Raw genomic sequence first — 26,714 nt, forward strand, 5'->3', positions numbered from 1 at the left:
GCTTCTCTATATTCTCGTTTATTTATCTTGCTGATAAAGAAGCCTATAATCAGCCAATTCATTTGATTTTATTACACGTACGTTAATGTTTACGGAAACTCACTGATGCTAAAAATTTTCAACACTCTCAGCCGCCAAAAAGAAGAATTTAAGCCGATTCACGAAGGAAAAGTGGGCATGTACGTGTGTGGCATTACCATTTATGACTTGTGTCATATTGGTCATGGCAGAACATTTGTGGCATTTGATGTGATTGCCCGTTATCTGCGTTATCTGGGATATGATCTGACATATGTCCGTAACGTTACTGACGTGGATGACAAAATTATTAAACGCGCCCTCGAAAATAACGAAAGTTGTGACGATTTGACCGCACGCATGTTGGCCGAAATGCACAGCGATTTTGATGCATTGAATATTCTGCGTCCGGATTTAGAGCCTCGTGCAACGCAACATATCCCAGAGATCATTGCAATCACGGAAGAGCTGATTAAGCGCGGGCACGCTTATGTTGCCGCTAATGGTGACGTCATGTTTTCCATTGACACCAATTCTAATTATGGCCTGCTTTCCCGCCAGGATTTGGAACAATTGCAGGCTGGTGCCCGTGTTGAAGTGGCAGATGTAAAACGTAATCCGATGGATTTTGTATTATGGAAAATGTCCAAACAGGGTGAGCCGAGTTGGGAATCTCCGTGGGGAGGAGGCCGTCCGGGCTGGCATATTGAATGTTCCGCTATGAATGGCAAAACGCTTGGTCACCACTTTGATATCCACGGTGGCGGTTCTGATTTGATGTTCCCGCACCATGAAAATGAGATTGCTCAATCAACTTGTGCCCATGATGGTCCTTATGTCAATTATTGGATGCATTCCGGCATGGTCATGATGGATAAAGAGAAGATGTCCAAGTCATTAAACAACTTCTTTACTATCCGCGATGTGCTGGAGTATTACGATGCTGAAACCGTGCGTTATTTCTTATTATCCGGTCACTATCGCAGCCAGTTGAATTATACGGAAGAGAACCTGAAACAGGCGCGTACTTCCCTTGAACGTCTGTATACTTCCCTGCGTGGTACAGATAAATCTGCCCAACCTGCTGGTGGAGAAGCATTTGAAGCCCGTTTCGTTGAAGCAATGAACGATGATTTCAACACACCGGAAGCGTATTCAGCCTTATTTGATATGGCGCGTGAGCTTAATCGACTGAAAACAGAAGACATGACCACAGCTAATGGTCTGGCGGCAAGATTACGCAAATTGGCCGGTATTCTTGGTCTTTTGGAACAAGATCCAGAACACTTTTTGCAAGGCGGGGCACAGGCGGACGACGATGTTGCCCGAATCGAAGCATTAATCAAACAGCGTAACGATGCTCGTAAAAGCAAAGAGTGGGCATTGGCTGATGCGGCGCGTAATCAGTTAAATGACATGGGAATTGAGCTGGAAGATGGTCCACAAGGAACAACATGGCGTCGTAAATAATCGATTTTTGATTTATTGAACACCAGAACCGCCCCTTCGACGGGCGGTTCATTTTTTAATGTCTTTGCGCTTTCATAGCGGGATTTTTTAGTTGTAGTACTGGGTTGTAATACTTGCGTATAAATGAGCGGAATAAAAACCGGCAGATTTATTGATGACGACTTAAGTGCTTAGGATAGAAAGCATTTCCAGCGTGATACGTGATTTTTCCAGAAACTACATCCCGTTTCATGGCAACGAAAGAAGAATTACTCAAATGCTCTGGTATTTGATGTGTGCTATCACTGGAAGCAGGATTAAGAAGAGAAATTTTTACTCTACGTTTAGAGTTACTTAATTTATAAGGCAAACCTAACAACCTTCTTGCAGCTCTATTACTTAACATAATTAACTCCGTTTCAGTTGTACATAAGCTTCCCAGTATAGCGATTTATTAGAAAATTGATATGATTGTTTGTCAATATATCGTCAATGTCACATATCTTGCGAATAAAACTAGGTAACTCTGTAACCAGAGAAATAATGTTATGGTGCTTATTTTTATCTGCTTGTACTATGGGTTTCTTGGGGATCTTTATATTAGAATAAGTTGCAAATCATGATGGTAAGGATAACAGCCAATAATATTGTCCTTATTATTGACATTATATTGTCTAATATTTATATATCACCTTGTTCTGGTTTATATAAATCAGTGATAAAAAATCAAATTCTATTTATAAAATAAAAAACAGCACCTTAATACACAAGGTACTGTCTTTCTGAAAAGTATTAGTGTTAATGTTTATCTACTGATTTACGCTTCAACGCGAACAGATTCGCCATTAAAGGCAATCACTTTACCGGCGGTAATTTTGCAGCGTTTACGAGTTTCGAGTTCGCTATCAACTTGTACCAAACCTTCTGCAATCACGGCCTTCGCCGCAGCACCACTCTCACACCATCCTTGAAATTTCAACAAGTCACATAACTCGACATAAGGGTGGCCATCTAAATAAAAAATTTCCATCAATAACCTTCAGTTGTATCTACATCATGATATTCCTCGCAAGCTTGCAAGGTATTTTGAATCAATGTTGCAACGGTCATCGGTCCGACACCACCAGGCACAGGGGAGATCCAACTGGCACGTTCTGACGCCTTATCGAAATCCACATCACCGATGACTTTGCCATTTTCCAGTCGATTAATGCCAACATCAATCACAATTGCACCCGGCTTAATCCACTCACCAGGAATAAAGTTTGGTTTACCAACAGCAACGACCAGTAAATCCGCCTGTTCGACATGTTGACGTAAATTTTTGGTAAAGCGATGCGTTACTGTGGTTGTACAGCCTGCCAATAGCAATTCAAGGCTCATCGGGCGCCCAACGATATTAGAAGCACCGATAATAACTGCATTTAGACCATACGTATTGATATTGCAGCGTTCAAGTAGAGTTACAATTCCACGGGGAGTACAAGGGCGCAATTTCGGGGCGCGCTGGCACAGACGACCGATATTATAAGGGTGAAAACCATCCACATCCTTATCGGGATGAATGCGTTCCAGTACTTTGACATTATCAATGCCGGCAGGTAAAGGGAGTTGAACTAAAATACCATCGATTTGCGTATCGGCGTTCAGATCATCTATCAGGGAGAGTAATTCAGCTTCGCTGGTAGTATCAGGTAGGTCATAAGAACGGGACATAAACCCGACTTCTTCACAGGCGCGACGTTTGCTGGCGACATAAATTTGAGAAGCAGGGTTTTCTCCTACTAAAACGACGGCAAGACCTGGCGCTCGTTTTCCGGCGGCAACACGCTGCCTGACTTTTTCTGCAACTTCGTTTCTGATTGTCTGCGCAATCGTTTTCCCATCAATAATTTTTGCTGACATGTATTTAAGATTCCACTATCAAGTATAGGAATGGGGACTATTTTGTCAGAACATGAACCGCCTGTCAGTTTTATTAATAATCATAAAATGAACATATGAGCGAAAAGGGCATTGACTCATTCCATTATGCCCGTATAATCCGGTGCTGCGTTAAGGCATTAATAATGTTTCTTATTCTATATACCGTAATGCGCCCTTAGCTCAGCTGGATAGAGCAACGGCCTTCTAAGCCGTAGGTCACAGGTTCGAATCCTGTAGGGCGTACCATAAAATCAATGAGTTACCCGCACTTTAACGGGTGTCGCAAAAGATACGGGTGTTCTAACGGGTGTCTTTAGGATTTTTCAGCTTTAACCCATTCCTCATATACTTCTTCAGTCCAGCCCAAGAAAATTCCACTTTGTGTCTTTGATGGCTTTGGAAATTCATTTCTCTTTGCCCACATTCGCCACAGGGTAGGATGGCTTTTGCCTGTCAATCTACACATTTCTTTCAAACCGATATATCTTGTAGCCATCACTCCCCTCCTTTCCGATACCCATTCCACAAAATCATCTTCGCTACCATTGCCGGAGTTGCCATAACACTAAGTGCCCCTTCAAAAATGATGGTGTACAGCTCCGTAGTGAGAATATCCTCCAAATTCCTTGGCCTTTCAGAGTAGGGCACCTCATCGGGCACCCCGTTCATGACGTCAATAACGAGTTCGGCGATTTCCTTTTCTCCTCGTTCTGGCTTACGGTATCCTGCCTGCCATACTGCATCGGTGATATCAGCAGGATCGCCCCAGACTGAGGCGATGATTTGAGTGAGGTGGAGTGAGTGATTGGTCATTTTTTTCTTTATTCCCATTTCGTACTCAGCGAGCTTTTCCCGCGCCTCTAACAGTTCATACGCCATGCGAGCCACGTCCATACCTGTTAATTGGTAATATTCATTGGCAGGCAATAATCTTCCGATAGCGTAATATTCCATTAACTGCTCTTTACTGTGTTTCATTAATGCTGACATTGAGTAGTTATCAGAATCCTCAGTGTCGTCAGCCTTGAATCTCATTGTGAATTCGTTACTACTCATGATTGGCTCTTCTCCACCAGCTCATCCGGTATCTCAACCTCATCGCCCAATTGTGCAGCGACCACAGCACGGCAAATGGCGATTTGTGGGGTTCTACCTAAAGCAAGCATTCTTCTTTTGCAGCTTGCATACCAAATGTGCTCACTGTGTTCTGATTTAACTTTGTACGCCTCAATCAACTGCCCACACTGCGCCCAATCGGTGGTCGGCTTAAATGTATAAAAATAACCATCGGCGGCAACAAAATAATCTCTATTAGGTAGCTCTAATACTTTCCCTCTTTTCTCCCACGCAACAGGCTTAGCTCCAATTGCCATTGCCACAGCCCAATCCAACGCCCGTCCCGTTAGTGCACTCGTTTTGATTTTCATTAAAATGCTCCTTCTACTACTGGAGCAGGGATATCATCCATATAGCACCAGTGTGTGACTTCATTGTTTTCGTGTTCAAACCACTCGTCTTTGTCAGAATCCCACCAGTCATAGCCTATGCTAGTTATGGCTTGACCATAATCCCAAACAAGGTTAAGTCACGCCCGCAGTGCTGTGATGATGATGCCATCATTATTTCCGGCTGCATGGCAAGACTGAACAAGAACAATAGCGAGGCTCATGATTTATTGTTCGACTATTACGTATTTGGCAAGACGTTTATGCAGTTGGCATGTGACCATCATTGCTCTGATGGTCATATCGGGAAGAAACTACAAAAGGCAGAGGGTGTTATTGAGGGCATGTTAATGATGCTGGATATTTCACTGGAAATGGACAAATACGTCCAGAAAGAGCCACTGGATATCAACCAACACCAACTATGCAGCAACTTTTAAAAATAAATCTTTACGTACGTAAAAACGCTGCTATTGTGATAAGGGTGATAGCTATGTCACGTAGCTTATTGGCTTTTCTCGATAGACGAGAAACAGTGACATAGTGTTATTACTGGTTTATTTCAGACATTTTACCTCGCTTCGGCGGGGTTTTTTGTTGCCCTGTATTCAGTAAAGGTATCCAGGATCAGCAGCAAATTTCAAATTTACACTCCAGCGGATTACTCTCTTGGCGAATAGGCAGATTTTATAATGCATCACCACATATTCATGCGTATTAGCTGCTGTGTGGCTGCATCCCATTGAGATAAAAATTTGCCTTAAGTAATATCAACTGGCGGTTTAGCAGTAGGATGAAATGACCTTTAACTTTAACGATAAATAAGTGAGGAAATGATGTCTGAAAATAAACAATGTCCGTTTAACCCTGATCAATACCAGAATAAAGATGTGGTTGTACCATTCGGCTCATTCCCGTGGGCGATAGTTCAGGTATATTTAGGTAAGAAAGTATACCGTAGTAACTGGAATTTCCCTGTTGAATATATACGTCTCGCTGGTGTACCTGATGATTCACCCTATATTGAGAAGTATAATTCAGGTAACTCAACACACTGGCAGTCAACACAGGAAGATATGCTAGCGTGTGATTGGGATCTGATGGATTGCATGTTGTCTTTTGACCTTACGTCAGGAACTGAAACATCTAGTCATTTTGGGAATGTGGGCTGGGGGTATATATCAGATAAACTAGTTGGCTGGCCGCATACTATGGGCGCTTTAAATATAACTTCAAACAATGAGATAGATATTACGGAAATATCATCATTCAGTTGGGGTGAAATAAGTAACACATTTTATATTAATTCATCTACAAAACAAGATAAGGGGAGTTACCAGAAGGTAGGGTTCCTCTTCCAGAATAAAGAACTTCGGGTAGTAGTTAATAATGAGTCTTATAATCTTGGCAAGGCACAACTAGGGCATCATGAGGGGGATGGACCTTATGATTACGAATTTTCGTATCAAAACGCTGAGGCACAAAGGCTAGGCGTTTTATTGCAACAAATGCAAAAAACGGGGCAGCCCCAAAACTTTTGCCTCCACTGGGTTGGTAAATAAATTACTCAAATCTACACCAGTATCCAAGCCTCGCACCCGCGGGGTTTTTTGCTATCTACCCGTAGTAAATCCAACTACCGAAGAATCCTCGGTAGTTCAAAATCCCGATATCGGAATTCCGGCATCGAAACAAATTCAAATAGTTAGGAATTCCGAACGGCTCATTATTCAAGGCTGCGCATGGCGTAGCTTTTTTTGTATCTGGAACTTTGGCGTAGAGGGTTCGCGCGGATGCCTGAAGAGCATCAGGACTCGGTTCGATTCCGAGAGGTTCCACCAAATTATATCGAAGGTCACTCAGTGGCCTTTTTTGTTACCTACGCAATGAGGAAATTACCCATGTACGCACTAAAGCTAATCACAGAAAAAAATGGTCGTTCAGTAGAAGAGTCATGGATCTTGGGAGACATGTACCGTCTGGAGTTTTACCCGAAAGGTGTCGCTGGGGGCGTTATTGCCCGTGTCGAACATACCCAGAACGGCAATTTGATTAATCACGAGATCAAGAAGACAGATCAGGCCTACATCACCACGCTGACAGGTGACACGGTTCGCACAGTATGTCGAGGTCAGCATGGATTTGTAGCTGTCCGCGCTGACCGCCTTACCACTGCTACTCACCCCTATCCATTCCTGCCAGAACGCCCCATCCAGCAGGCCTATTGGTATCCCCATCCAGCTCAGGAGGGCGCTCTTAATCTTGCCTATTTTTTTTGCCATTTACACACCCACCATGATTGGATTTTTGAGGAAGGCATCAAGACCTGATGTGCTTTTCGCGTTATTCAGCGCCCCCGCAGCCATCACCAGTGCGATCATGCCGTCCATACGTCCGGTGGATTTATCTTTCGCGAGCTTTCGGTTGCCAGCGGGATCTTGCTCAACAACGGCATTAGCGGCACACATGGTTAATACGGGATGGTTGGCGTGGTTAATTTGTCCCTCCAGTAATAATTGCTCCGTTTTATCCATCGCCGGGGACATATCTTTGTAACCCTGCCCGAACTGTTCCATTTTCAGGGATAAGCCGACCCGCCTGATTTCCTTCTTAAAGATGTCGATCCGCCATCGGTCAAAGTTGAGTATTTCGATATCGAATCGTTCTGTAATTTCAACGAGCTCTTTAGCGATATATTCATAATCTACCGTCGCCCCCGGTGTAGTACGCAGAAAGCCCTGTTTCTTCCACACATCGTAAGGCACGCGATCCGTTTTCGCCCTGTCTAACAGTGTCTTGTCCGGTGTCCAGAAGAACGGGTGAACATTTCATTTACCCGACGCGGATTTGCCGATAATGACGAGCGCCGTGAGGTCTTTTGCCGCCGACAGATCAAGCCCGGCGTAACATTTGCCGACGATAGGCTCCAGTTCGCCAGCACAGGCCATCCACGCATTGCGTGAAATGAACGGCGACACCAGTGACACCCGTTGATTTAACACCAGATTACGAAATCTGTTCTCTTCCGATGGCATCCGGGCGGCACGCTTGGCCTGCCCTTCAACCTCTTCCAATGACAGAAAGATATCCAGTGCAGGATTGGCGGCTTTCCACGCGTCAGGGTCGGTAATTTCCAAGTCCATCGGTGCGGAGTGAACATGTGACACAATTTTCGGATCGTTAGAATTCGCTGCATCGTCGAGCCAGATACTAAATAAATTGGCATCCGTGGGTGCCTGTGTACTGATAGCGACCAGTAACGGGCGTTTACCGAACATCTCTAATCCACTGGATACGCTCCATGACAGCGCACCACACAGCAGTGCCTCGACCCAGCGGTTCTTTCGTTCCACGCCGTCATAAATCAGGCGCCCGTAACAAATTAATGCCGCCAAAACAGAGCCGGATATTTGCGGCCATGAGTTTTTCAGGCCGTTTAATATGTCAGCCCATAAATCAGGATTTTCTTTCATCTTCATATTCCACCCCATCTGAGCAATGGGCGTCCGTGGGGTGAAATGGGTTCGCCCCTGTGAGTTGTAGTGAATAGGATGCCAGCCGCAATAGGAGAGACTGAGGTTCTGGGAGTGATTGCGGTGGCAAATTGGGCAATAATCAATTTCGAGCGCCCAGATATAGACGCTCTGTATTGGTTATTGTATGGGGCCAGTGCACTGCAATTATCCACGGTGTGGGCGTGTGTTCGGTTACTCAGTGAAACCGTGTCAACATTGCCGCTAAAGCTATACAAGTCAAAGGATGACGGCTCGCGCGAATTGGCGAAAAATCACCCTGTTTACGCTATCTTGTGCAACCGCCCCAATCTGGAGATGACACCCTCCCGATTCATGTTAACGGTGGTCGCCAGTCTCTGCCTGCGGGGTAACGCGTTCATCGAAAAGAAGTTCATTGGAAACAAACTGGTGGCGCTAATCCCCCTGCTGCCGCAAAACATGAACGTCAAGCGGTTACCGAACGGTGACATTGAATACAGCTACGCCGACAGTTCAGGGAAAAACCCGGGCGAGCGCCGGACTATCCCAGCTAAAAGCATGATGCACATTCGGGGATTCGGTATTGACGGCCTGAGTGGACTGATCCCGATTAAGACCGGGCGTGATGTGATTGGCGCGGCACTCTCCACGGATGAAGCCGCGGCGAAAGTCTTTGAAAATGGGCTGCAAAGCTCAGGCTTCATTTCAGCGAAGACGGATTTAACCGAAGACCAAACCAAAGTTATTCAACAACATATCAAAACGTTCACCGGGTCGAAAAACGCCGGAAAAATGATGGTGCTGCCCGCTGATCTCACGTACCAGAATATCACGATGAACCCGGAAGCCGCGCAACTGCTGCAAAGCCGCTCTTACAGCGTTGAAGAGATTTGTCGCTGGTTCAGGGTGCCGCCCGTGATGGTAGGCCATTCAACGAAGCAATCCAGTTGGGCGTCGTCACTGGAAGGTATGAATATGCAGTTCCTGACCCATCATCGTCAATATCAACAGTCCGGGTGGTGATATGTTTGAGGGTATCGCCATTTACAACCTGCTACGTAACCACAGCGGGAAAGTCACGGTTAATGTGCTGGGACTCGCGGCGTCCGCGGCCTCAATTATTGCGATGGCAGGCGATGAAATCAATATGGGTCGCGGGGCATTCCTCATGATCCATAACGCCTGGACATGTTGTTGTGGCAATAAAAATGACCTGATCGCGGTTGCTGAGGCGCTCAAGCCGTTTGATGACTCGCTGGTCGATATCTATTCCGCTCGCACAGGTATTAACAAAGATACCATTGTCAACATGATGGACGGTGAAACATTTATCAACCACACCGACGCGCTAACACAGGGTTTTGCTGATGGTTTGTTAACCGCTGATGTGATTGACGACGGCAACGACAGTCCGCAAGCCGCCCTGCGCAAACTGGATGCGTTGCTGGCGAAATCCAGCGTACCGCGCGCGGAACGCAGGAAACTGTTAAATGCTTTAAATGGGCGTATGCCGGGCGCTACGACCCACAATAACGGCACGCCGGGCGCTGCCGATGACATCAACGATGCAGCCTTGGCCGAACTGGCAAACGCTGTTAACAACTTTACTCCCAACTCACTATAATTCGGGATCTCACCATGTCTAATACGATTGAAATGTTACAAAACTTGTCCGCCAAAATTGAAGCGGCCAACAGTCAGTTCAACGCCAAAGCCGAAGAAGCCCTGAACGAAGCGAAGAAGGTCGGCGGCCTGTCCACTGAAACCAAGGCGTCTGTTGACAAAATGGCGGCTGAGCTGAACACGCTGCGTGAAGCGGAAAAATCCATCAAGGCGGAATTGGGTGAACTGCAACAACATGTTGCGCAAATGCCGCTGCAAAATGCTGTACACGTTGCACAGACATTGGGGCAGCAAGTGATTTCTGCTGAGCTGATGAAAGAGGTGAACGGCAATATTTCCGCTAACCGCCGCATCCCGGTTCCTGTGCAGGCGGCCTTGACAACACCGCAACTGCCTGACCGCGTTATCGAGCCACACCGCTTGCCAGAAATCGATGTAAAACCCCGGCATCGCCTGTTTATTCGTGATTTGATTGCTGGCGGGACAACCACCTCTAACGCCATTTTCTGGGTGCAGCAAACCGGATTCACCAATAAAGCTGCCGCCGTGCCTGAGGGCACCGCAAAGCCTTACAGTGACATCGCCTTTGCGACGCAAATCACCCCCGTAGCGACACTGGCGCACATGTTCAAGGCCTCTAAGCAGGTGCTGGACGATTTCGGGCAGCTCAAGTCACTGATTGACAGCGAAATGCGTTACGGCCTGAAATTTGTCGAAGAACAGCAAATCCTGTTTGGTGACGGGGCGAATGGCAATATCAAGGGCATTGTCCCGCAGGCCAGCCAGTACAAGGCGGAAATCAAGGTGGAGAAAGCGACCGCCATTGATGATATCCGCCTGGCTATGTTGCAGGCGCAATTGGCACTGCTGCCGCCGTCGGGGATTGTCACCCACTTTGTTGATTGGGCGACGGTAGAGTTGATCAAGGACAGCCTCGGCCGTTATCTGCTGTCCAACCCGCAAGGCTATACTACACCGACCTTGTGGGGCTTGCCTGTCATTGCTACGGATGTGGCCGCCTTCCGCGGTAAGTTCCTGGTGGGGGCTTTTGATTCCGCCGCCCAGATTTTTGACCGCGAACAAATGAACATCGTGATTTCCAGCGAGAACACGGACGACTTTGAGAAAAACATGATTTCCATTCGTTGCGAAGAGCGTCTGGCGCTGGCGGTAAAACGTCCGGAGGCCTTCATTTACGGTGATTTCACTGTTTCCGCGGCCACCAAAGGCTAATCACACTTTTAGGCGGTCACAGGCCGCCTTTTTATGACAGGTGACGGATGATACCCCTCTCAATGATTAAAGATCATTGCCGGATAGATTCACCCTCTGATGATGCCTTGCTCCGGCAATACGAAAACGCCGCCATTCAATATGCCCTGAATTATACCGACAGAAAAACCCTTCACATCCCGAAAGAAGAGGTAACCGATGCGGCTGATGATAACGCACTGGTATTAAGCGAGGCGGTTATCCATATTATGCCCGTGATCACAGGTAGCAAGCGGGCTGGATTGTTCAACGTCGTCTTAGGTATCCAGTACGCAGAAAGCAGTGGCTGAATCGGCACAACAGGTGCAGGCGCAATTTGGTGAACAACAGGCGATTCTCCGTGAGAAAGCGACAGCCATCTTTGATATCGACGGCAACGGTTATGCTATCAAGGATATCGGGGCGGGCGTGAACTACAGGGGACAATATTATGGTGCTGGCATGGTCGTTGGTGCTGAGGTGAAAAACGGTCGCGTTGAAACCCATTTCGGTGTCAGGGCGAACCAGTTTACCGTAGTGAATCCCAATAATGGAAAACTGGAACCGGTCTTTGTAATCAAGAACGGTCAGGTGTTTTTCGGGGACGGGTTTATTGAGAATGGTAGCATTACTAACGCCAAAATCTCAAACGCCTCTATTACGATGGCAAAAATCGCTGATGGGTTGCGCTCGGATAACTGGCCGTACGGTGGCTGGAACCTGCCAAAATCCGGTGCATTTGAGATGCGCAGTTCGGCAAGCGGGGCGCGGGTAGCACTAGACCACACCGGACTGGCGGTCTTTGACGGCAGTGGCATATTACGGGTTAAGGTGGGAAAAATATGAGTTGGGGAATGATGGTGCAGATGCCGGCCGATTCGGTGTGGAATGTGAGGCAGGGGGAGGTGGGGACGTGATGGGAAAAGCCCTCGTGGGTGAGGGCTAGGAGTCAATTCGAAGATTGAGATAATATAAATTTTATCTGGAAGTCTCTTAGCATTTCTTTTGTTCTAATTATTGGGACTTTAAAATGATCACATATATCAGGAATTTTGGGACGACAGCCATTGTTTTTGTCTCTAACTTCATGAGTAACAACAGTAGCATTTATTGATTTAGCTTTAGCCACAATCCAAGGATCAGCTGCGCCAAGGAATTTTTCTATATGAGGAAGGCTATTTCTGTGTCTTGGTGAATATTCGGTATAAACGTAGTTCACAATTTCAGTGAAAGTCTTTTGTGTTAGTTCATCATCAACAGATTGAAAAAAAGACTTTTTATTCTTGATCCAAGAATACACATCATCATCCTGTTTCTGTAGTTCATGATATACATTTTTTATGCTGATCACCTGTCCTTCAGCAAATTTTGATTCCATGAAATCCCAAAACCCAGGACATAAATCGAAACAGTAATAGTCTTGTTGTGCTTGGATAAAGATATTGGAATCAATAAGATAAATCAAAGTCCCAACTCCTTCTGAGCAAACGCATATAATTTATTCGGGCGAATTCCTGTTAGTTGCTGGGCTTCTCTAAGCAATATTTTTCCTTCTAGGGCTTGCGTTGCTACTGCCACAGCAAGGCGCTCGCTAATCCTTACTTTTTGGCTTCTAGCATAGTCACCTCTTCCAGTTGATGGATTCTTTTCATTGATAGAACTGATAAACGCATCATGTGCTTCCTGAGCTATCAATTTAAGGTCTAAAGCTCTTCTTGCAATAACCCATCTACTTACTCGAAACGTAGACACCATATGATCCATATTTTCCCCTAAATCAATATGGATCACCCATTCTTTTAGAAACAGTTCTTTAGGTGTTAGATATTCAGCCGCAACAGCATTGCAGAATACCTCCTCTTTAGCATGAGAATAGTTAGATAGATCAGATATAGCAGATTGTCCGATAATTAGATGTGCAAGTTCATGAATTAAAGTAAATAACTGTGCGGATTTAGCATCATTTGTATTGATGAATATCACAGGTGCATAATTATCAGCAATACAAAATCCACGAAAATCTTCAACACTCAATGGCCTATGAGTATTGTTTTTAACCACGCCATTTCTCATGACTAAAATGCCGAGAGATTCTATTTTTTTTACCAGTAAAGAAAGTAAATCTGTCCACTTACCTCTTGCTGGTGGTATGGGAATATTAATTCTATTTTTTATTAAATTAACAATATCTGTTACAGAGTTATTGATGCTCAGTGCGCCAACTACATCAACTTCATTAAAATCATTTGCTTTGGCATATTCTCTATACCAGTCTTGTTTTATTAATACATCATTTAATGTATCTTTCAGTTCTAAAGATACAGGCTTACCTATACTACCAATTGTTCTCCTATCAGGAATAGGCAATTGTTCATATGGTGGCTCATTTAAGTATAGATAACCAAAAGGAATGTGAGTTAAATCAGCATACTTCTGCGCTTGAGAGAAGGTAATGGACTCTTTACCATCTTCCCAACCAATTACAATATCGACAGGCTTATCGAATTTTTCAGCAATGTATTGCACGGAGAGAAATGCTCGATTTCTCGCCCATGTTAACATACTGTTATTAATAATTGCCTGTGCCATCTAGAGTTATCCATAAAATAGTGCTATATGACTAATACTCGCTTCTATCTTAAGAATCGTCAATTCGGTTTTACCTATCTTTGATAGAGGTTCGTTAATCCTATCTAAGCTACATGCCACATCATTCATGCATTTTTGTATAGTTTGTCATACTAATTAACTTTCCTTAATATGTGATCGGAATTTTCCTAATCCGTGAAGTGAAAAGAGCGCTAATTTATCGAAATGTGATAAAAAATATATTTCAATTTAAAACTGTATTTTATGGTTATTATTGATGAGATTGGCATAATAAACCCGCAGGAAGTCGCGGGTTGGATGGTTACTCGGAATTAAGCAGCTCTGACTATGTAATTGAAGGCTACGTTACGAGGGCGAGTTTCTGATGCGGTTCTAGCAACCCTAGATGCATCAAAACTCCAATCACCGTTTGTAGCGAATGATCCTACGCCATGCCCTGCCCAGTCAATCGTATTAAATCTCGCCTGAAAAGCTCCATTCGCGCGCGGAGCCTCAACCCCTTTTACCATTCCGAGTGATCCTGTAATATTTTGCAACGCATCAGTCTGTTCCGATAAAATCTGGCGCCCGTTATCTATTCCACGCCTCCCATCCCAACCACGAATAAACTCGCCGCGTAAGTCAGGCAGCACACCAGATGGATAAGCAATAGCAAGTTTTGGATATCTTGCTATATCAAATGAGTCACCGTTACACATCAACCAACCTTCTGGTGGTGTTTCTGTCGGCCAAGGGACGGGGACGCCAACAGGTAAATTGCAGTCACCCATGTGTGAATTGAGAGCATTTTGATTTGCGATAGCTAGATCATACACTGCTTTCACTGCTTTTGGTGTTGCAGCCATCGTTTCACTATCACTACCCACATCATTACTCAGGACAACAAACCCTTTATCTTGCAGCGTGGCATCTGGATGATTGCGGCTTTGGGCGTGTTCTTCAATTGCTTCTTTGACATATTGTGGAGTTGCAACGACAACAAGGCCATCATCGTCTAAGGCTATTACGTCAGGTTTTTTATCTTGCATATTTATTCCCTCATTTCATCAACAATACAATTGCTAAGTAACATGAAGGCGGTGGGATACTTCTCCGCCCGTGAACATCAATAAAATCGGTTCATCAATACTGGAGAGTACGGCTTGACTAATATTTGATAGGTTGCATGTTTTGTTGGCAGGATGACATAAAATGACAGGTGGGGAATTAATAGAATTTATCAGACATATGATGAAATTTAACCCACAGGCTCACGTAAAACTTTTACGCGACCTTATGACCTTGATATACCTTAACTTATTGATTTAATTGAATTCCTGCTCTGTGCAGGAAATGAGTAAAATCAACAGGTTAGCTAAAGGTGGGATTTCCTGCCTTTGTAACCCATTGATTTGTTCGAGGCCGTCACTTTGGCTCAACCATTAGGGAAATCCCAATAGTTGATTTACGTGCTGGACAAAAGGATTAAACATATTGATTTTATTATTTTTACTGGTCGACAACCCCGCTTTCCTTCCGTTTCAAACGGAGATGTGGGATTTGAAAGCCCATTTAAGTGATAGTTCATGGAGAGGTGCGCACGAGTGAGTCGGAGGCAAAGGGTTAAGTCGTTTTGTTCAGCTCGTTGTGTCCAAGTAATACACTGAAATACAGTGAATTTATTGCATTTGTCCAGCGCTTTTATTAGAGGGCTTAGATTCAAGCCCTCCTGCATAACACAGATTTTAGATGCGGGATTATCCCGTAGGTTAAAGGGTGGATTTCTGCCCTATAGTGATAGTAGCTTCCTTTCCCATTGCTCTACAATTTCCCGTTTTTCTTTCAGGTAGTCGTAACGGTCATAGTGCTTGGTTGAAACACCGGGTTTTTTGTGGTTTTGCAATCTATCCCTCATCTCAGAACTGATCCCCATTTCCCCTGCAAGTGTCTTAAAGGTTCGCCTGATATCCCTTGGAGTAAACCTATCAAAGCCAGAGCGAGCGCAAAATTTGCGTATTTGTTTAGCATATTCAGCCGCCAGTAAGTGGCCTTCTTTAGTTTTTCCTGGAAACAAGAATTCTGAGTCTGGATATTGTTTGACTTGCTGCTCTAATATCTTGGTGGCAGATTCACATAATGGGATTACGTGATAGTCGCCGTTCTTTGATATGTGAGGGGGCACTGTTAATGTATTATTCTTTTTATCCCAATTATCTTTTGTATTGGTCATAATTTCCCAAGGGCGTTGACCACCTGTAAAAATGCAGAGCAACAACAGACGCCCGTAATTTGGGTTGATTGGACACGCTACCGTAGAAACTTGGAATAGATTCAGAATCGACTGCATTTCATCCCATGATAGAAACCTATCCAATGCCTTATCTGCACCTTCTTGTCGTGGAACGACGGTTACAGGATTTCTATCGAGGCCATAAATAACTTTATCGTTTAGCTTGGCGGGGTCATTGTCAGCGAATAGTCCAAAATTGAATACAGCATGAAGATTTGAACGCACCTTATTTGAACCAGCAACAGCACCACGCGATATGAATTCAGCAAGTACTCTTTTAATGTGATCTGGCGTGATATCTTTTGCAGGGATGCTTCTATCAATGTGCTGACTGTCCAGTACTTGATTTAGTCTGTACTGAGTTTTGTCATACGCTCTTTTACCGCGACGTTTCTGATCGGTGATATAATCATTAAATAGTTGTTCGACTGTGGCGTGCTCTATGATGGCTTTTTCAGGAGAGGATAGTTTTTCTTGAGATTCTTGAGCCTTTGATGTCGCCTCCGCCAAAGTAAGTGTGGGGTAATCACCCAAGGTTAGAAATTTTCTCGAACCATTAAGGTGATACTTGTAAACAAAAACCTTTCTACCAGAGGGGTAGATTTTAAGCCCCAATCTACCTGTTCCGCGAGTAGCTGAGGCCTGCCAAACATAGTAGGCCTGATCTTTAGGTTTGATACCTTTTATCTTGCTATCGGTAAGTAGTAATCCAGCCATAATCATGGGTGCTCTAACGGGTGTCTTAGTAATGAAATACTATGACATGAAATGAAATTATTCAACATGATAAAATCCTTTTTAATCATTATGATGAAACAAAATGAAATAACTAGAAATCACCTGAAATCTATAAAAATTGCCCTTCTAAGCCGTAGGTCACAGGTTCGAATCCTGTAGGGAGTACCATCCATTCATATCGTAACGTCTTCCAAAGTCTACAAAATCCCAATAAATACGCAGTGTTGGCCTTTTCCCGTTCTCTTGTGGTCTAGTAAGGTATGTTGAAATCTACGATCTTATAGGGGTATATTTAGGGGTACGTTCAGGTTCAATGAAGTGAGATACCCCATGAAGCTAACAGCCCGACAGGTGGACACTGCAAAGCCGAAAGAAAAACCCTACAAACTTGCAGATGGTGGCGAACTATATCTATTGGTTAACCCTAATGGCTCTCGTTATTGGCGGTTAAAGTATCGGATCGCAGGTAAAGAAAAATTACTCGCATTGGGGGTATATCCTGAAATCTCCCTTGCCGAAGCACGAACCAAGAGAAATGATGCGCGGAAGAAGCTATCGGATGGTAATGATCCAATAGAAGAAAAGAGAGCAGAAAAGGCCGCCAAAATCTTTGCGGTCAGTAATAGTTTTGAATCCATCGCTATTGAATGGCACGATTATAATGTCCCAACTGGTCAAAAGGATATGCCGAAGATATTCTGGAATATCTGAAAAAAGACATCTTTCCGTATATTGGTAAACGTGCTGTTACCGAGATTAAACCTGCTGAAATGCTGGCTGTGCTCCGAAAAATGGAGCAACGCGGCGTTTTGGATAAACTGAAAAAAACCAGACAGGCCTGTCGGCAAATTTTCACCTATGCCGTTATTACTGGTCGGGCAGAGTTCAATCCCGTTACTGACCTTGCCAGCGCACTGAAGGCTCCCAAGCAAAAACACTTCCCACACCTTTTAACCGATCAACTACATGATTTTCTTATCGCCCTGAGTGGTTATAGTGGAAGTCTGGTCACTCAATCAGCGACACGTATGCTGATGCTGACCGGAGTACGTACTATTGAGCTGAGAGAATCGGAATGGACTGAATTCGATTTTGATAACGATCTCTGGCAAATCCCCGCCGAGCGAATGAAAATGCGCCGCCCTCATATTGTCCCACTGTCAAATCAGGTTAATTACTATATTTGATACTCATCAACAGATTGAATGCATGACCAGATTTTTAGTGTTTTTACAACGACATCAAAATCTGCATTTTCATTAGCCCTAATTTCTGCTGTGAAAAGATACCCAATATTATGCATATGTATTAGCATTGTATTTTTTGATGTAAGTATTAAACAAGTTATAATAACTAAAAATTTAATTATTAATTCATGGGATTATAATTTAAGAAGATATTGTTAAATCTCTCAATGGCAGCTTCCTGTTTATCGAAATTTATAAAATATAAAGACTGCCATTTTTGTGTTTGGAGTGCTTGTTTTGATGTAGGAGATACCCATGTAGGGTAGACCCGAATACCTCTTTTACCCGCTTTAGTTTGACTTGAGAAAATACCTTGTTTTATTAGGGCGTGTGAGTTAAATAGAAAAATACCTTTTTGATGTTCCGAAAAAGTCGCTATTAGACAAAAATCAATGTTATCACTTTTTTCAAAAGGCGTTATTTCTGAGTTTGGAGCAGGCCTTTTCCAAAGAGTAACAAATTGCCCTTGTTTATTAGGTGTTGTTTTAGCTTGACGAAAAACTATCGATTTACCATCTAGTTGAAGGCGCATAGCACTATAATCACCGCTTTCTGTTTCGAGATATGGAGTGGATGTTAATGGGAATGCAGAAGGAAGTAGAAGATACTCTTTTATTTCGATAAAGATATTAGGTAGATTATTTATACTTTGTTTTAATGATGCCAATTTGTATTTCCTCTTTCTTGATACTAATAAATCAACAGGGAGTGATTACTTATACGAAGTTATACAGTACAAATTTATTACTTTATTTACAATAAAATAAACTCTCTGTTCTTCAGGACAGAGAGTTATACATTGGAGAAAATAAACTCATTTAATTAAGATAAAGCGTTAGAGCCATGCCCGGTTTTATCTCTTTGCTTTTGATGTTTTTATTCCAATTGATCAAATCATTAATATTTATACCATGACGTTTAGCAATGCTAAAAAATGAATCACCTTTGCGTACATGATAGGTGACTGAGCTATTATCATCGATTTTCAGCACTTGACCAATCTTGAGCTGATCAGCCATTTTTAAGCTGTTCAGTCTTTGCAACTCTCGGTGAGTCGTGTTGAAGCGCTTCGCAATTGCTGACAATGTATCTCCGGCACGAACTGTATAATGGCTTTTTTGCTTGTGTTCAACCGTCAGGCGGATACTTTTCAAGATGTTTTTATCTGTCAAGGATGCCTTAAATTGGTTGACGTTCTTTCTTGGCAGCATGATGTAATGCGGTCCATGAGGAGATGTCATGCCTTTTTTATAGCCTGGGTTATATGCCCTGATTGATGTCAACGATAGCCCAGATAATTCAGCCGCTTGTGACAGCATGATTTGTTGCCCTATTTCAACCTTCGTCAGTGCGTATTGGTTGTTAGGTTTAGGGAGCTTGAAACTAAATTTCTCGTTATGGCGAATGATATTACTCAGTGCCAATATCTTGGGAACATAGTGCATTGTTTCCCTTGGCAGTGACAACGCCCAGAAATCTGTTGGTTTCCCTTGTGCTTTATTGTCTTTGATTGCACGTATAACCCTGCCTTCGCCACTGTTGTAAGCGGCAATGGTCAAAAGCCAATCACCATTGAATCGTGTGTTGAGGTATTCAAGCATATCAAGAGCGACTGTTGTTGATGCTGCAATATCACGGCGGGCATCGTACCATTTATCTTGTTTCAGACCATAATGACGGCCTGTGCTTGGGATAATCTGCCATAATCCTGCCGCCTGAGCGTAGGAAGTAGCATGAGGGTCAAAAGCACTTTCCACTATAGGCAGCAATACCAATTCCATTGGCATATGTCGGTTATCAAGTTGCTCAACTATCCAATAAATGTATGGTTCAGCGCGCAATATCACGCTTTGGATATGGCTCTTGTGTTTCAAATAGTAACTTTGCTGTTCGCTCACCCTGCTATTATCAGGAATTTCCATCTTCAACTCATCGCGAATATGTCCCCACAAATCTTGTTGGGCTGTCGGATTCACCTTCCAGTTTGCAGGATCATCTGGTTCTGCAATACCGTTTGCTTTCTGATTCGTTGAAGACATCTTCTGTGCTTGTTGCTGGGAAGGAGCCTTTGTTTGTAGGCTCGATTGACACCCAGCAAGAAGAACAGAGCTGAACAAGATCACTTTTGTCTTCATATTCTTTTCTGATGCTTGATTAAAAGGCGAGCAATGATACTGGCCTATTACGTAGAAGACAACCCAATAAAATTAAAATCGATCTTTATAAGCTCTTAGTTGCTGAAAAATAGAAGAAAGTGGCATAGAGTTGGATTTGATTCCGATATTTTTTTGTAAATCAATATCATGACAATTTAAGAAAACATTGATTTTTTTCTCTGTTTGTAAATTTGTTGGGACTGTTGCTTGGTTATTTTCACGTAATTTAAGAATTTCTTGATAATAATCGTGAATAACCTGATTGTCAGGTAATATTGCTTTTGCAAATTTCATATTTGCCGCTGTGTATTCGTGAGCACAGCAGATCAATGTATCATCGGGTAATGACGAAATTTTCCCCAGAGAGGAAAACATTTGTTCGGCTGTACCTTCAAATAGACGTCCACAACCACCAGAAAACAGAGTATCTCCACAAAACAGATAGGGAGCCTGATAGAATGCAATGTGGCCAAGTGTATGTCCTGGCAATTCTATGACTCGGAAAGAAAAACTTCCTATCTCAACGGTATTATTTTCATGGACAATATGAGTTGTCCCTTTATTTTCTGTTTCTTCAGGGCCATATACGGGTAACTCAGGATATTGTTCGAGTAGTCCAGGAACACCACCAACGTGATCATAATGGTGGTGTGTCAGCAGAATTGCAGCGGGAATAAGTTGATTTGTTGCTAGAATATCAATGACAGGCTGTGATTCAGCGGGATCGATAATGACACAATGCTTGTTTTCATCACAAAGTAACCAAATGTAGTTATCTGAAAGGGCTGGTATCCTGATAAGCTCCATTATACGCCTCATTTTTATAGTAGGTTGATAAGGAAGATGACATGCGATCAGCACGTTCAATCAAGCAAATAACCCTCCCTGCTTCTTGGGCCGAGTTACCGTGGGGAGAATATTACCGCGTTGCCCTGGAACGTCAATTGGAACCGTGGTGGCCAAAAATCTTTGGTTTTCATTTAGTGAAAATCGGTAATTTAAGCGCCGAGATTGATACTCGTTCCTGTTTGGTCAGCCATCAAGTCAATATAGGATTACAAGGGAAAAATATGGATGTCATCACTGATCCCAATTACCTCCCTTTTGCAACTAAATCTGTTGATGCCTGTTTGTTGGCACATATGTTGACTTATAGTATTGATCCACATTGGCTTTTGAGAGAGGTCGATAGGATAATGATAGACGATGGTTGGTTGGTTATCAGTGGTTTTAACCCAATGAGTATATTAGGTTTCAGGAAAATGATTGCCCCGATATATCGTCGGCAATCTTGCAGAGCCCAAATGTTTTCAATGCTGCGCCAATCGGATTGGCTGCGTCTTCTTAATTATGAAGTTATTCATCATGCTAATTTCCACGTTTTACCGTGGCATAGCGGAACGCTTCTTGATAACTCCTGTATGTCAATATTCGGTTGTCTGAATGTAATTATTGCCCGCAAACGGACAATACCGTTGACATTAAACCCTATGCGGGCAACATTGATGAAACCAAGATTCAATAGTGCGTTGGGGGCGGCGAAAAATATTCACCGACGCTATTAATTGACGGGTTAATTTTCGCTTTCGATATAGCCATCATCCGCTTGAGTCGGGTTATTAGCGGCCGTGCGAGCCAGCTCATCACATCGTTCATTTTCCTGATGTCCGGCGTGGCCTTTGACCCAGCGCCAATCAATGTCATGCAGCGAGATAGCTTTATCGAGTCGTTGCCAGAGATCGACATTGACAACAGGAGATTTGTCAGTTTTTTTCCAGCCACGTTTTTTCCAGTTATGGATCCATTGAGTGATCCCTTGGCGTACATACTGGCTGTCCGTCGTCAAGATCACGGTACAGGGACGTTTGAGAGCTTCCAACCCTATTATGGCTGCCATTAATTCCATGCGGTTATTGGTTGTGTGAAAATAACCGCCACTCAAGGTTTTTTCTTGCTGTTGGTAGCGGAGTAAAACGCCATATCCGCCAGGACCAGGATTGCCGAGGCAAGAACCATCGGTGAAAATTTCTACCTGTTTGTTCATTTTTGGTAGACTCTTCCTATATTGTCTTTAATCAAAAATCTAAGTCTGACACAAAAAAACATTATGAGCACTGCTATTACCCGCCAAATAGTCCTCGATACCGAAACAACCGGTATGAACAAGTTAGGTGTTCACTATGAGGGACACAACATCATTGAAATTGGTGCCGTGGAGGTTATCAACCGTCGTCTGACAGGACGCCATTTTCATATTTATATCAAACCAGAACGTTTAGTTGATCCTGAAGCGTTTGAAGTTCATGGGATTAGTGATGAATTTTTGCAGGATAAACCAAAATTTGCGGATATTGCTGATGAATTCATTGAGTTTATCCGTGGTGCTGAGTTGATTATTCATAACGCAACGTTTGATATCGGCTTTATGGATTATGAATTCAGTAAACTGAATCGAAATATTCCACCAACCGCTGAGTTTTGTAGCATTACTGATAGTTTGGTATTGGCGAGAAAACTTTTCCCTGGTAAGCGTAATAACCTCGATGCGTTGTGTGATCGTTACCATATCGATAATTCCAAACGTACTCTTCACGGGGCATTGCTCGATGCTGAGATTCTGGCTGATGTTTATCTGGCAATGACAGGTGGCCAGACATCATTGGCTTTTTCGATGGAAGGGGAAACATCAGGCAATATCCAGGTTGCAGAAATCCAGAAAATTACTCGCCCGCAGGCGGGACTGAAAATTGTTTATGCTTCCGATGAAGAATTAATTCAACATGAATCTCGTTTGGATTTGGTGGAAAAGAAAGGGGGAAGTTGCCTTTGGCGTTCAAAACCTGAACAGATACATTGAAAAACAGTGGTAAAATGGTGGTAAATGCATAGCTGAGGCGAAAAACTGTGCAAATGAACTGTTTTGTTATAAAAAGCGATTGACGGATTTCATCGTAGCCCGTATTATCCACCCCGTTCTTAACCAGAACGCCCTGCGGTGCGGTAGTTCAGTTGGTTAGAATACCGGCCTGTCACGCCGGGGGTCGCGGGTTCGAGTCCCGTCCGCACCGCCAGAATTTATAAGCCCTGAGTTTTTGACTCGGGGCTTTTAATTTTTTACAGAACATTTCAAATCAACTTATAAAAATACGTTGTTCCTGAAAATTCCCCGTTGGAATCGATAACAAAATTTGGGATTTGCCCAGCTTCAATAAAACCACATTTTCGATAAAGTGTAGAAGCTGGATCGTTAGTGCGCGTGTCCAATACCAGTAAATGACGTTGATGTTGTCTCGCCAAGTGCTCAAGTTCATTCATCAACTTTCTACCAATCCCACGCTGGCGATAGGTGGTATGTACCATCAGTTTTTCCACGTCAGCGCGGTGAAGACCATTCTTTTTCTTGCAGAGGGAAAGTTGCACTGATCCTGCGATGTTTTCACCTTCTAGCGCGACAAGTAGTAATCGATGACCTGCTGTGAGATCTGCTTCGACATTTTGCCAGTATTGTTCTGCTTCGTTCTCTTCCAAGGGAGCAATAAAGCCGATGGAGGCATTACTTTTGACACAATCATGTAGTAAATGAATAAGTCCATCGTGTTTTGTATTGGTGGAATCTAATCGTATGATAATTGGGGCTAATATTGAATCAGATAGAGGAGCAGATTTTATCATTTGCTATTGATTTTGGAATAAGTGGTGATTAAATACCATACAGTAAGATCTTTGCCATGTATATGAAAATAAATGCATATATCAATAATAAAAATGAAGCAGAACTGTTGAAGGAATATTATCTAAGCTATTTTTACATTATTGAACAATACGATATTAAAACAGCTTCTTTTTCCAATAGTAGTACAGGTATTTATCGCTTTTCGAAACAATAGGCTGTTGAAATCGCATTGGCTGCAATTTACTCGAGCTTATCCAGCAATAAAAATATATTACAAGTGAATTTTGTTCATTACTCTAACTTAGCAGAAAAATGGAGCTTTTTGGCCTTGATTAACCTATTGGGTATCGTGTCTAATACGTGGCTTTCTATTGCGCAAATCACGTCAGGAAATTATTTCTTATTTGCGCAAGATCACCTTTAGTTGTCAGCTTGGTCTTGACAGAGAACCAAAACAACAAGGTAAATCAAATAATTATTGCCAAGGAGAAATTAAGATAGTTTTTCTTATCATCTGGCATTAATTATCTGGTATTAATGATTGCGGTTTGTATGCTGCGCTGCGAAAATTAGTCCTTAGTTCACTAACGCTTTTATCCGACTTGGAGTAAAGAATGACCACTCGTAAAACCCTTGCTAATGCTATCCGCTTCTTGAGCATGGACGCTGTGCAGAAAGCAAAATCAGGGCATCCTGGCGCACCAATGGGAATGGCTGACATTGCCGAAGTGCTGTGGCGTGATTATTTGAACCATAACCCTTCGAATCCTGGTTGGGTTGATCGTGACCGTTTTGTGTTATCCAATGGCCACGGCTCCATGCTGATTTACAGCCTTCTGCACCTGACGGGTTATGATGTTTCTATTGATGATTTGAAAAATTTCCGTCAACTGCACTCTAAAACGCCAGGCCATCCAGAATATGGCTATACTCCAGGCGTAGAAACCACTACTGGCCCACTGGGACAGGGGATCGCCAATGCAGTAGGTTTTGCGATTGCAGAACGCTCGCTGTCAGCGCAGTTTAACCGTCCAGGCCATGATATCGTCGATCACTACACTTATGTGTTCATGGGCGACGGCTGTATGATGGAAGGGATCTCTCATGAAGTTTGCTCTTTGGCGGGTACACTGAAACTGGGCAAATTAATTGCATTCTATGATGATAACGGTATTTCTATCGACGGTGAGGTAGAAGGTTGGTTCACTGATGATACCGCAGCGCGTTTTGAAGCCTATGGCTGGCATGTTATCCGTGGCGTAGATGGTCATGATTCTGACGCTATTGCGGCAGCTATCGAAGCAGCACGCAAAGAAACAAACAAACCATCCCTGTTGATGTGCAAAACCGTCATCGGCTTTGGTTCACCAAATAAAGCAGGCAAAGAAGAATGTCATGGTGCCCCGCTGGGTGATGCTGAAATTGAAGCAACCCGTAAAGCGCTGGGTTGGGAACATCCTGCTTTTGAAATTCCTCAAGACATTTATGCTGGCTGGAACGCCCAGGAAGTTGGCAAAACCAAAGAAGCAAGCTGGGAAGAGAAATTTGCTGCATATGCGCAAGCTTATCCAGAATTGGCTGCTGAATTCAACCGCCGTACCAGCGGTGAGCTGCCAGCGAATTGGGAAGCTGAATCCAAAGCATTCATTGAAAAACTGCAACAGAACCCAGCCTCCATTGCCAGCCGTAAGGCATCACAAAATGCACTGGAAGCATTCGGTAAAGTTCTGCCAGAATTCATGGGTGGCTCTGCTGACTTAGCACCAAGTAACCTGACCATGTGGTCTGGCTCCAAGCCACTGAACGAAGTTCAGGACGGTAACTACATTCATTACGGTGTGCGTGAATTCGGTATGTCTGCCATCATGAACGGTATCGCATTGCATGGTGGTTTTGTGCCTTATGGCGCAACATTCCTGATGTTTGTGGAATATGCCCGTAACGCTGTACGCATGGCGGCACTGATGAAAGTGCGTAGCATCTTCGTTTATACCCACGATTCCATCGGATTGGGTGAAGATGGCCCAACTCACCAGCCAGTCGAACAAATTGCTAGCTTGCGCGTAACGCCAAACATGAGCACATGGCGCCCATGTGACCAGGTTGAATCTGCGGTTGCGTGGAAATATGCAATTGAGCGCAAAGATGGCCCAACTTCACTGATCTTCTCCCGTCAAAATCTGGCACAGCAGGATCGTACTGCTGAGCAATTGGCGAATATCGAGAAAGGGGCTTACATCCTGAAGGATTGCGCAAGCCAGCCTGAATTGATCCTGATTGCAACGGGCTCCGAAGTGGAATTGGCAGTGAAAGCGGCTGATCAACTGACTGCCGAAGGTCGTCAGGTTCGCGTGGTTTCTATGCCATCTACCGATGCTTTCGATAAGCAGGATGCTGCATACCGTGAAGCGGTACTGCCAGCGGCAGTTTCTGCCCGTGTTGCCATCGAAGCGGGTATTTCTGATTATTGGTTCAAATATGTTGGTATCAATGGCGCTATCGTCGGTATGAACACTTTCGGTGAATCTGCACCTGCTGATGTTCTGTTCAAAGAGTTCGGTTTCACTGTTGAAAATGTAGTAGCCAAGGCAACAGCTTTGCTGAAATAATCGCCAAATAATCCTATTAAGCGCATTCGCATCAATTTTAGGGCGAATGCGCTCTTTTTTTGTTCAACTTTTCCTCCATAATGTGACGAATGGCACTTGCCATCACTCTTTTTTTCTCGTAATCTGCTTTTATGGTTGCTGAACCGTTTCAGTTGAGTGCATAAATGAGATAATAAAATGTCTTGTCTGTCACAATCTGGTTAATT

23 protein-coding genes, 3 tRNA genes and 6 pseudogenes are annotated in these 26,714 nt (G+C 43.6%); 16 read left to right on the top strand and 16 right to left on the bottom strand.

Annotated elements, in window-relative coordinates; translation table 11 throughout:
* Positions 1–105: 105 nt before the first annotated feature.
* A complete protein-coding gene (gene cysS, locus Xentx_RS05850) occupies positions 106–1,488 on the top strand; it encodes a cysteine--tRNA ligase (protein ID WP_074019341.1) in 1,383 nt (460 codons plus the stop codon).
* 148 nt (positions 1,489–1,636) lie between these two features.
* On the opposite strand, the gene sra is transcribed toward cysS, so the two are convergent.
* From sra to folD, 3 genes are all read right to left on the bottom strand, one after another.
* Entirely contained in the window at positions 1,637–1,873 is a 237-nt protein-coding gene (sra, locus tag Xentx_RS05855) for a stationary-phase-induced ribosome-associated protein (protein ID WP_074019342.1), read from the bottom strand.
* A 411-nt stretch (positions 1,874–2,284) separates the two neighbouring features.
* Entirely contained in the window at positions 2,285–2,497 is a 213-nt protein-coding gene (gene ybcJ / locus Xentx_RS05860; protein ID WP_074019343.1) for a ribosome-associated protein YbcJ, read from the bottom strand.
* Entirely contained in the window at positions 2,497–3,372 is an 876-nt protein-coding gene (gene folD, locus Xentx_RS05865; protein WP_074019344.1) for a bifunctional methylenetetrahydrofolate dehydrogenase/methenyltetrahydrofolate cyclohydrolase FolD, read from the bottom strand. The genes ybcJ and folD overlap by 1 nt, the downstream gene beginning before the upstream one ends.
* 190 nt (positions 3,373–3,562) lie before the next feature.
* Between folD and Xentx_RS05870 the strand changes: the two genes are divergently transcribed.
* Positions 3,563–3,639, top strand: a tRNA-Arg gene (locus Xentx_RS05870).
* 67 nt (positions 3,640–3,706) lie between these two features.
* Here the strand turns inward: Xentx_RS05870 and Xentx_RS05875 are convergent.
* From Xentx_RS05875 to Xentx_RS05885, 3 genes are read right to left on the bottom strand one after another with little or no spacing between them, the layout of a single operon-like run.
* On the bottom strand, positions 3,707–3,889 hold the full coding sequence (locus Xentx_RS05875) for a helix-turn-helix transcriptional regulator (protein ID WP_074019345.1): 183 nt from the start codon (positions 3,887–3,889) through the stop codon (positions 3,707–3,709).
* On the bottom strand, positions 3,889–4,449 hold the full coding sequence (locus Xentx_RS19520; protein ID WP_244149825.1) for a hypothetical protein: 561 nt from the start codon (positions 4,447–4,449) through the stop codon (positions 3,889–3,891). The genes Xentx_RS05875 and Xentx_RS19520 overlap by 1 nt, the downstream gene beginning before the upstream one ends.
* A complete protein-coding gene (locus Xentx_RS05885; protein WP_074019346.1) occupies positions 4,446–4,820 on the bottom strand; it encodes a phage protein NinX family protein in 375 nt (124 codons plus the stop codon). Before Xentx_RS05885 ends, Xentx_RS19520 begins: the two co-directional genes overlap by 4 nt.
* Before the next feature lie 137 nt (positions 4,821–4,957).
* Here Xentx_RS05885 and Xentx_RS05890 point away from each other — a divergent pair.
* From Xentx_RS05890 to Xentx_RS05905, 4 genes and pseudogenes are all read left to right on the top strand, one after another.
* Positions 4,958–5,278 (top strand): annotated as a pseudogene (locus Xentx_RS05890) (antiterminator Q family protein); the annotation flags it as partial.
* A 396-nt stretch (positions 5,279–5,674) separates the two neighbouring features.
* Positions 5,675–6,400, top strand: a complete 726-nt coding sequence (locus Xentx_RS05895; protein WP_074019347.1) for a Thoeris anti-defense Tad2 family protein — start codon at positions 5,675–5,677, stop codon at positions 6,398–6,400.
* Positions 6,401–6,603: 203 nt separating this feature from the next.
* Positions 6,604–6,679, top strand: a tRNA-Phe gene (locus Xentx_RS05900).
* Positions 6,680–6,739: 60 nt separating this feature from the next.
* Positions 6,740–6,982: pseudogene (locus Xentx_RS05905) on the top strand (hypothetical protein); the annotation flags it as partial.
* A 138-nt stretch (positions 6,983–7,120) separates the two neighbouring features.
* Here the strand turns inward: Xentx_RS05905 and Xentx_RS18465 are convergent.
* Positions 7,121–8,329: pseudogene (locus tag Xentx_RS18465) on the bottom strand (phage holin, lambda family).
* Positions 8,330–8,389: 60 nt separating this feature from the next.
* On the opposite strand from Xentx_RS18465, the pseudogene Xentx_RS05920 reads away from it, so the two are divergent.
* The 5 genes and pseudogenes from Xentx_RS05920 to Xentx_RS05940 form a co-directional block, all read left to right on the top strand.
* Positions 8,390–9,325: pseudogene (locus Xentx_RS05920) on the top strand (phage portal protein); the annotation flags it as partial.
* Positions 9,326–9,356: 31 nt separating this feature from the next.
* Complete coding sequence (locus Xentx_RS05925; RefSeq protein WP_415843294.1) at positions 9,357–9,956, top strand: head maturation protease, ClpP-related; 600 nt, start codon at positions 9,357–9,359, stop codon at positions 9,954–9,956.
* Between the two features lie 14 nt (positions 9,957–9,970).
* Positions 9,971–11,188: a phage major capsid protein gene (locus Xentx_RS05930; RefSeq protein ID WP_074019350.1), complete on the top strand. Its 1,218-nt coding sequence runs from the start codon at positions 9,971–9,973 to the stop codon at positions 11,186–11,188.
* A 47-nt stretch (positions 11,189–11,235) separates the two neighbouring features.
* Positions 11,236–11,517 carry a head-tail connector protein gene (locus tag Xentx_RS05935; RefSeq protein WP_074019351.1) on the top strand — a complete coding sequence of 94 codons (282 nt, stop codon included), beginning with the start codon at positions 11,236–11,238 and terminating at the stop codon, positions 11,515–11,517.
* Positions 11,510–12,052, top strand: coding sequence for a DUF1983 domain-containing protein (locus tag Xentx_RS05940; protein ID WP_074019352.1), 543 nt, complete (start codon positions 11,510–11,512; stop codon positions 12,050–12,052). Before Xentx_RS05935 ends, Xentx_RS05940 begins: the two co-directional genes overlap by 8 nt.
* A 103-nt stretch (positions 12,053–12,155) precedes the next feature.
* Here Xentx_RS05940 and Xentx_RS05945 read toward each other — a convergent pair whose 3' ends face one another.
* From Xentx_RS05945 to Xentx_RS05960, 4 genes are all read right to left on the bottom strand, one after another.
* On the bottom strand, positions 12,156–12,671 hold the full coding sequence (locus Xentx_RS05945; RefSeq protein WP_074019353.1) for a DUF4411 family protein: 516 nt from the start codon (positions 12,669–12,671) through the stop codon (positions 12,156–12,158).
* Complete coding sequence (locus Xentx_RS05950; RefSeq protein ID WP_074019354.1) at positions 12,668–13,795, bottom strand: ImmA/IrrE family metallo-endopeptidase; 1,128 nt, start codon at positions 13,793–13,795, stop codon at positions 12,668–12,670. Before Xentx_RS05950 ends, Xentx_RS05945 begins: the two co-directional genes overlap by 4 nt.
* A gap of 332 nt (positions 13,796–14,127) precedes the next feature.
* Positions 14,128–14,844 carry a tail fiber protein gene (locus Xentx_RS05955; protein WP_244149826.1) on the bottom strand — a complete coding sequence of 239 codons (717 nt, stop codon included), beginning with the start codon at positions 14,842–14,844 and terminating at the stop codon, positions 14,128–14,130.
* 740 nt (positions 14,845–15,584) lie between these two features.
* Positions 15,585–16,808 (bottom strand): tyrosine-type recombinase/integrase, encoded by a 1,224-nt coding sequence (locus Xentx_RS05960; RefSeq protein WP_244149827.1) that lies wholly within the window; start codon positions 16,806–16,808, stop codon positions 15,585–15,587.
* Positions 16,809–17,153: 345 nt separating this feature from the next.
* Here Xentx_RS05960 and Xentx_RS05965 point away from each other — a divergent pair.
* Positions 17,154–17,995 (top strand): annotated as a pseudogene (locus Xentx_RS05965) (tyrosine-type recombinase/integrase); the annotation flags it as partial.
* Between the two features lie 196 nt (positions 17,996–18,191).
* On the opposite strand, the gene Xentx_RS05970 reads toward Xentx_RS05965, so the two are convergent.
* The 3 genes from Xentx_RS05970 to gloB all read right to left on the bottom strand — a co-directional run bounded on the left by Xentx_RS05970 (position 18,192) and on the right by gloB (position 21,033).
* Positions 18,192–18,737: a MepB family protein gene (locus Xentx_RS05970; RefSeq protein ID WP_074019356.1), complete on the bottom strand. Its 546-nt coding sequence runs from the start codon at positions 18,735–18,737 to the stop codon at positions 18,192–18,194.
* A gap of 151 nt (positions 18,738–18,888) precedes the next feature.
* On the bottom strand, positions 18,889–20,205 hold the full coding sequence (gene mltD / locus Xentx_RS05975; protein WP_074019357.1) for a murein transglycosylase D: 1,317 nt from the start codon (positions 20,203–20,205) through the stop codon (positions 18,889–18,891).
* 72 nt (positions 20,206–20,277) lie between these two features.
* A complete protein-coding gene (gene gloB, locus Xentx_RS05980) occupies positions 20,278–21,033 on the bottom strand; it encodes a hydroxyacylglutathione hydrolase (protein ID WP_074019358.1) in 756 nt (251 codons plus the stop codon).
* Positions 21,034–21,074: 41 nt separating this feature from the next.
* Between gloB and Xentx_RS05985 the strand changes: the two genes are divergently transcribed.
* A complete protein-coding gene (locus Xentx_RS05985; protein ID WP_074019359.1) occupies positions 21,075–21,791 on the top strand; it encodes a class I SAM-dependent methyltransferase in 717 nt (238 codons plus the stop codon).
* A gap of 8 nt (positions 21,792–21,799) precedes the next feature.
* Here Xentx_RS05985 and rnhA read toward each other — a convergent pair.
* Positions 21,800–22,332 (bottom strand): annotated as a pseudogene (gene rnhA, locus Xentx_RS05990) (ribonuclease HI).
* A 1-nt stretch (position 22,333) separates the two neighbouring features.
* Here rnhA and dnaQ point away from each other — a divergent pair.
* Together dnaQ and Xentx_RS06000 are read left to right on the top strand one after the other, a co-directional pair.
* Positions 22,334–23,083, top strand: a complete 750-nt coding sequence (gene dnaQ, locus Xentx_RS05995; RefSeq protein WP_074019361.1) for a DNA polymerase III subunit epsilon — start codon at positions 22,334–22,336, stop codon at positions 23,081–23,083.
* A gap of 137 nt (positions 23,084–23,220) precedes the next feature.
* A tRNA-Asp gene (locus tag Xentx_RS06000) sits at positions 23,221–23,297 on the top strand.
* 55 nt (positions 23,298–23,352) lie between these two features.
* Here Xentx_RS06000 and Xentx_RS06005 read toward each other — a convergent pair.
* A complete protein-coding gene (locus Xentx_RS06005) occupies positions 23,353–23,898 on the bottom strand; it encodes a GNAT family N-acetyltransferase (RefSeq protein WP_083600887.1) in 546 nt (181 codons plus the stop codon).
* A gap of 615 nt (positions 23,899–24,513) precedes the next feature.
* Between Xentx_RS06005 and tkt the strand changes: the two genes are divergently transcribed.
* Positions 24,514–26,508 carry a transketolase gene (gene tkt / locus Xentx_RS06010; protein ID WP_074019362.1) on the top strand — a complete coding sequence of 665 codons (1,995 nt, stop codon included), beginning with the start codon at positions 24,514–24,516 and terminating at the stop codon, positions 26,506–26,508.
* Positions 26,509–26,714 lie beyond the last annotated feature (206 nt).

It is taken from the genome of Xenorhabdus thuongxuanensis (genome assembly GCF_001908095.1).
Lineage (GTDB): Bacteria > Pseudomonadota > Gammaproteobacteria > Enterobacterales > Enterobacteriaceae > Xenorhabdus > Xenorhabdus thuongxuanensis.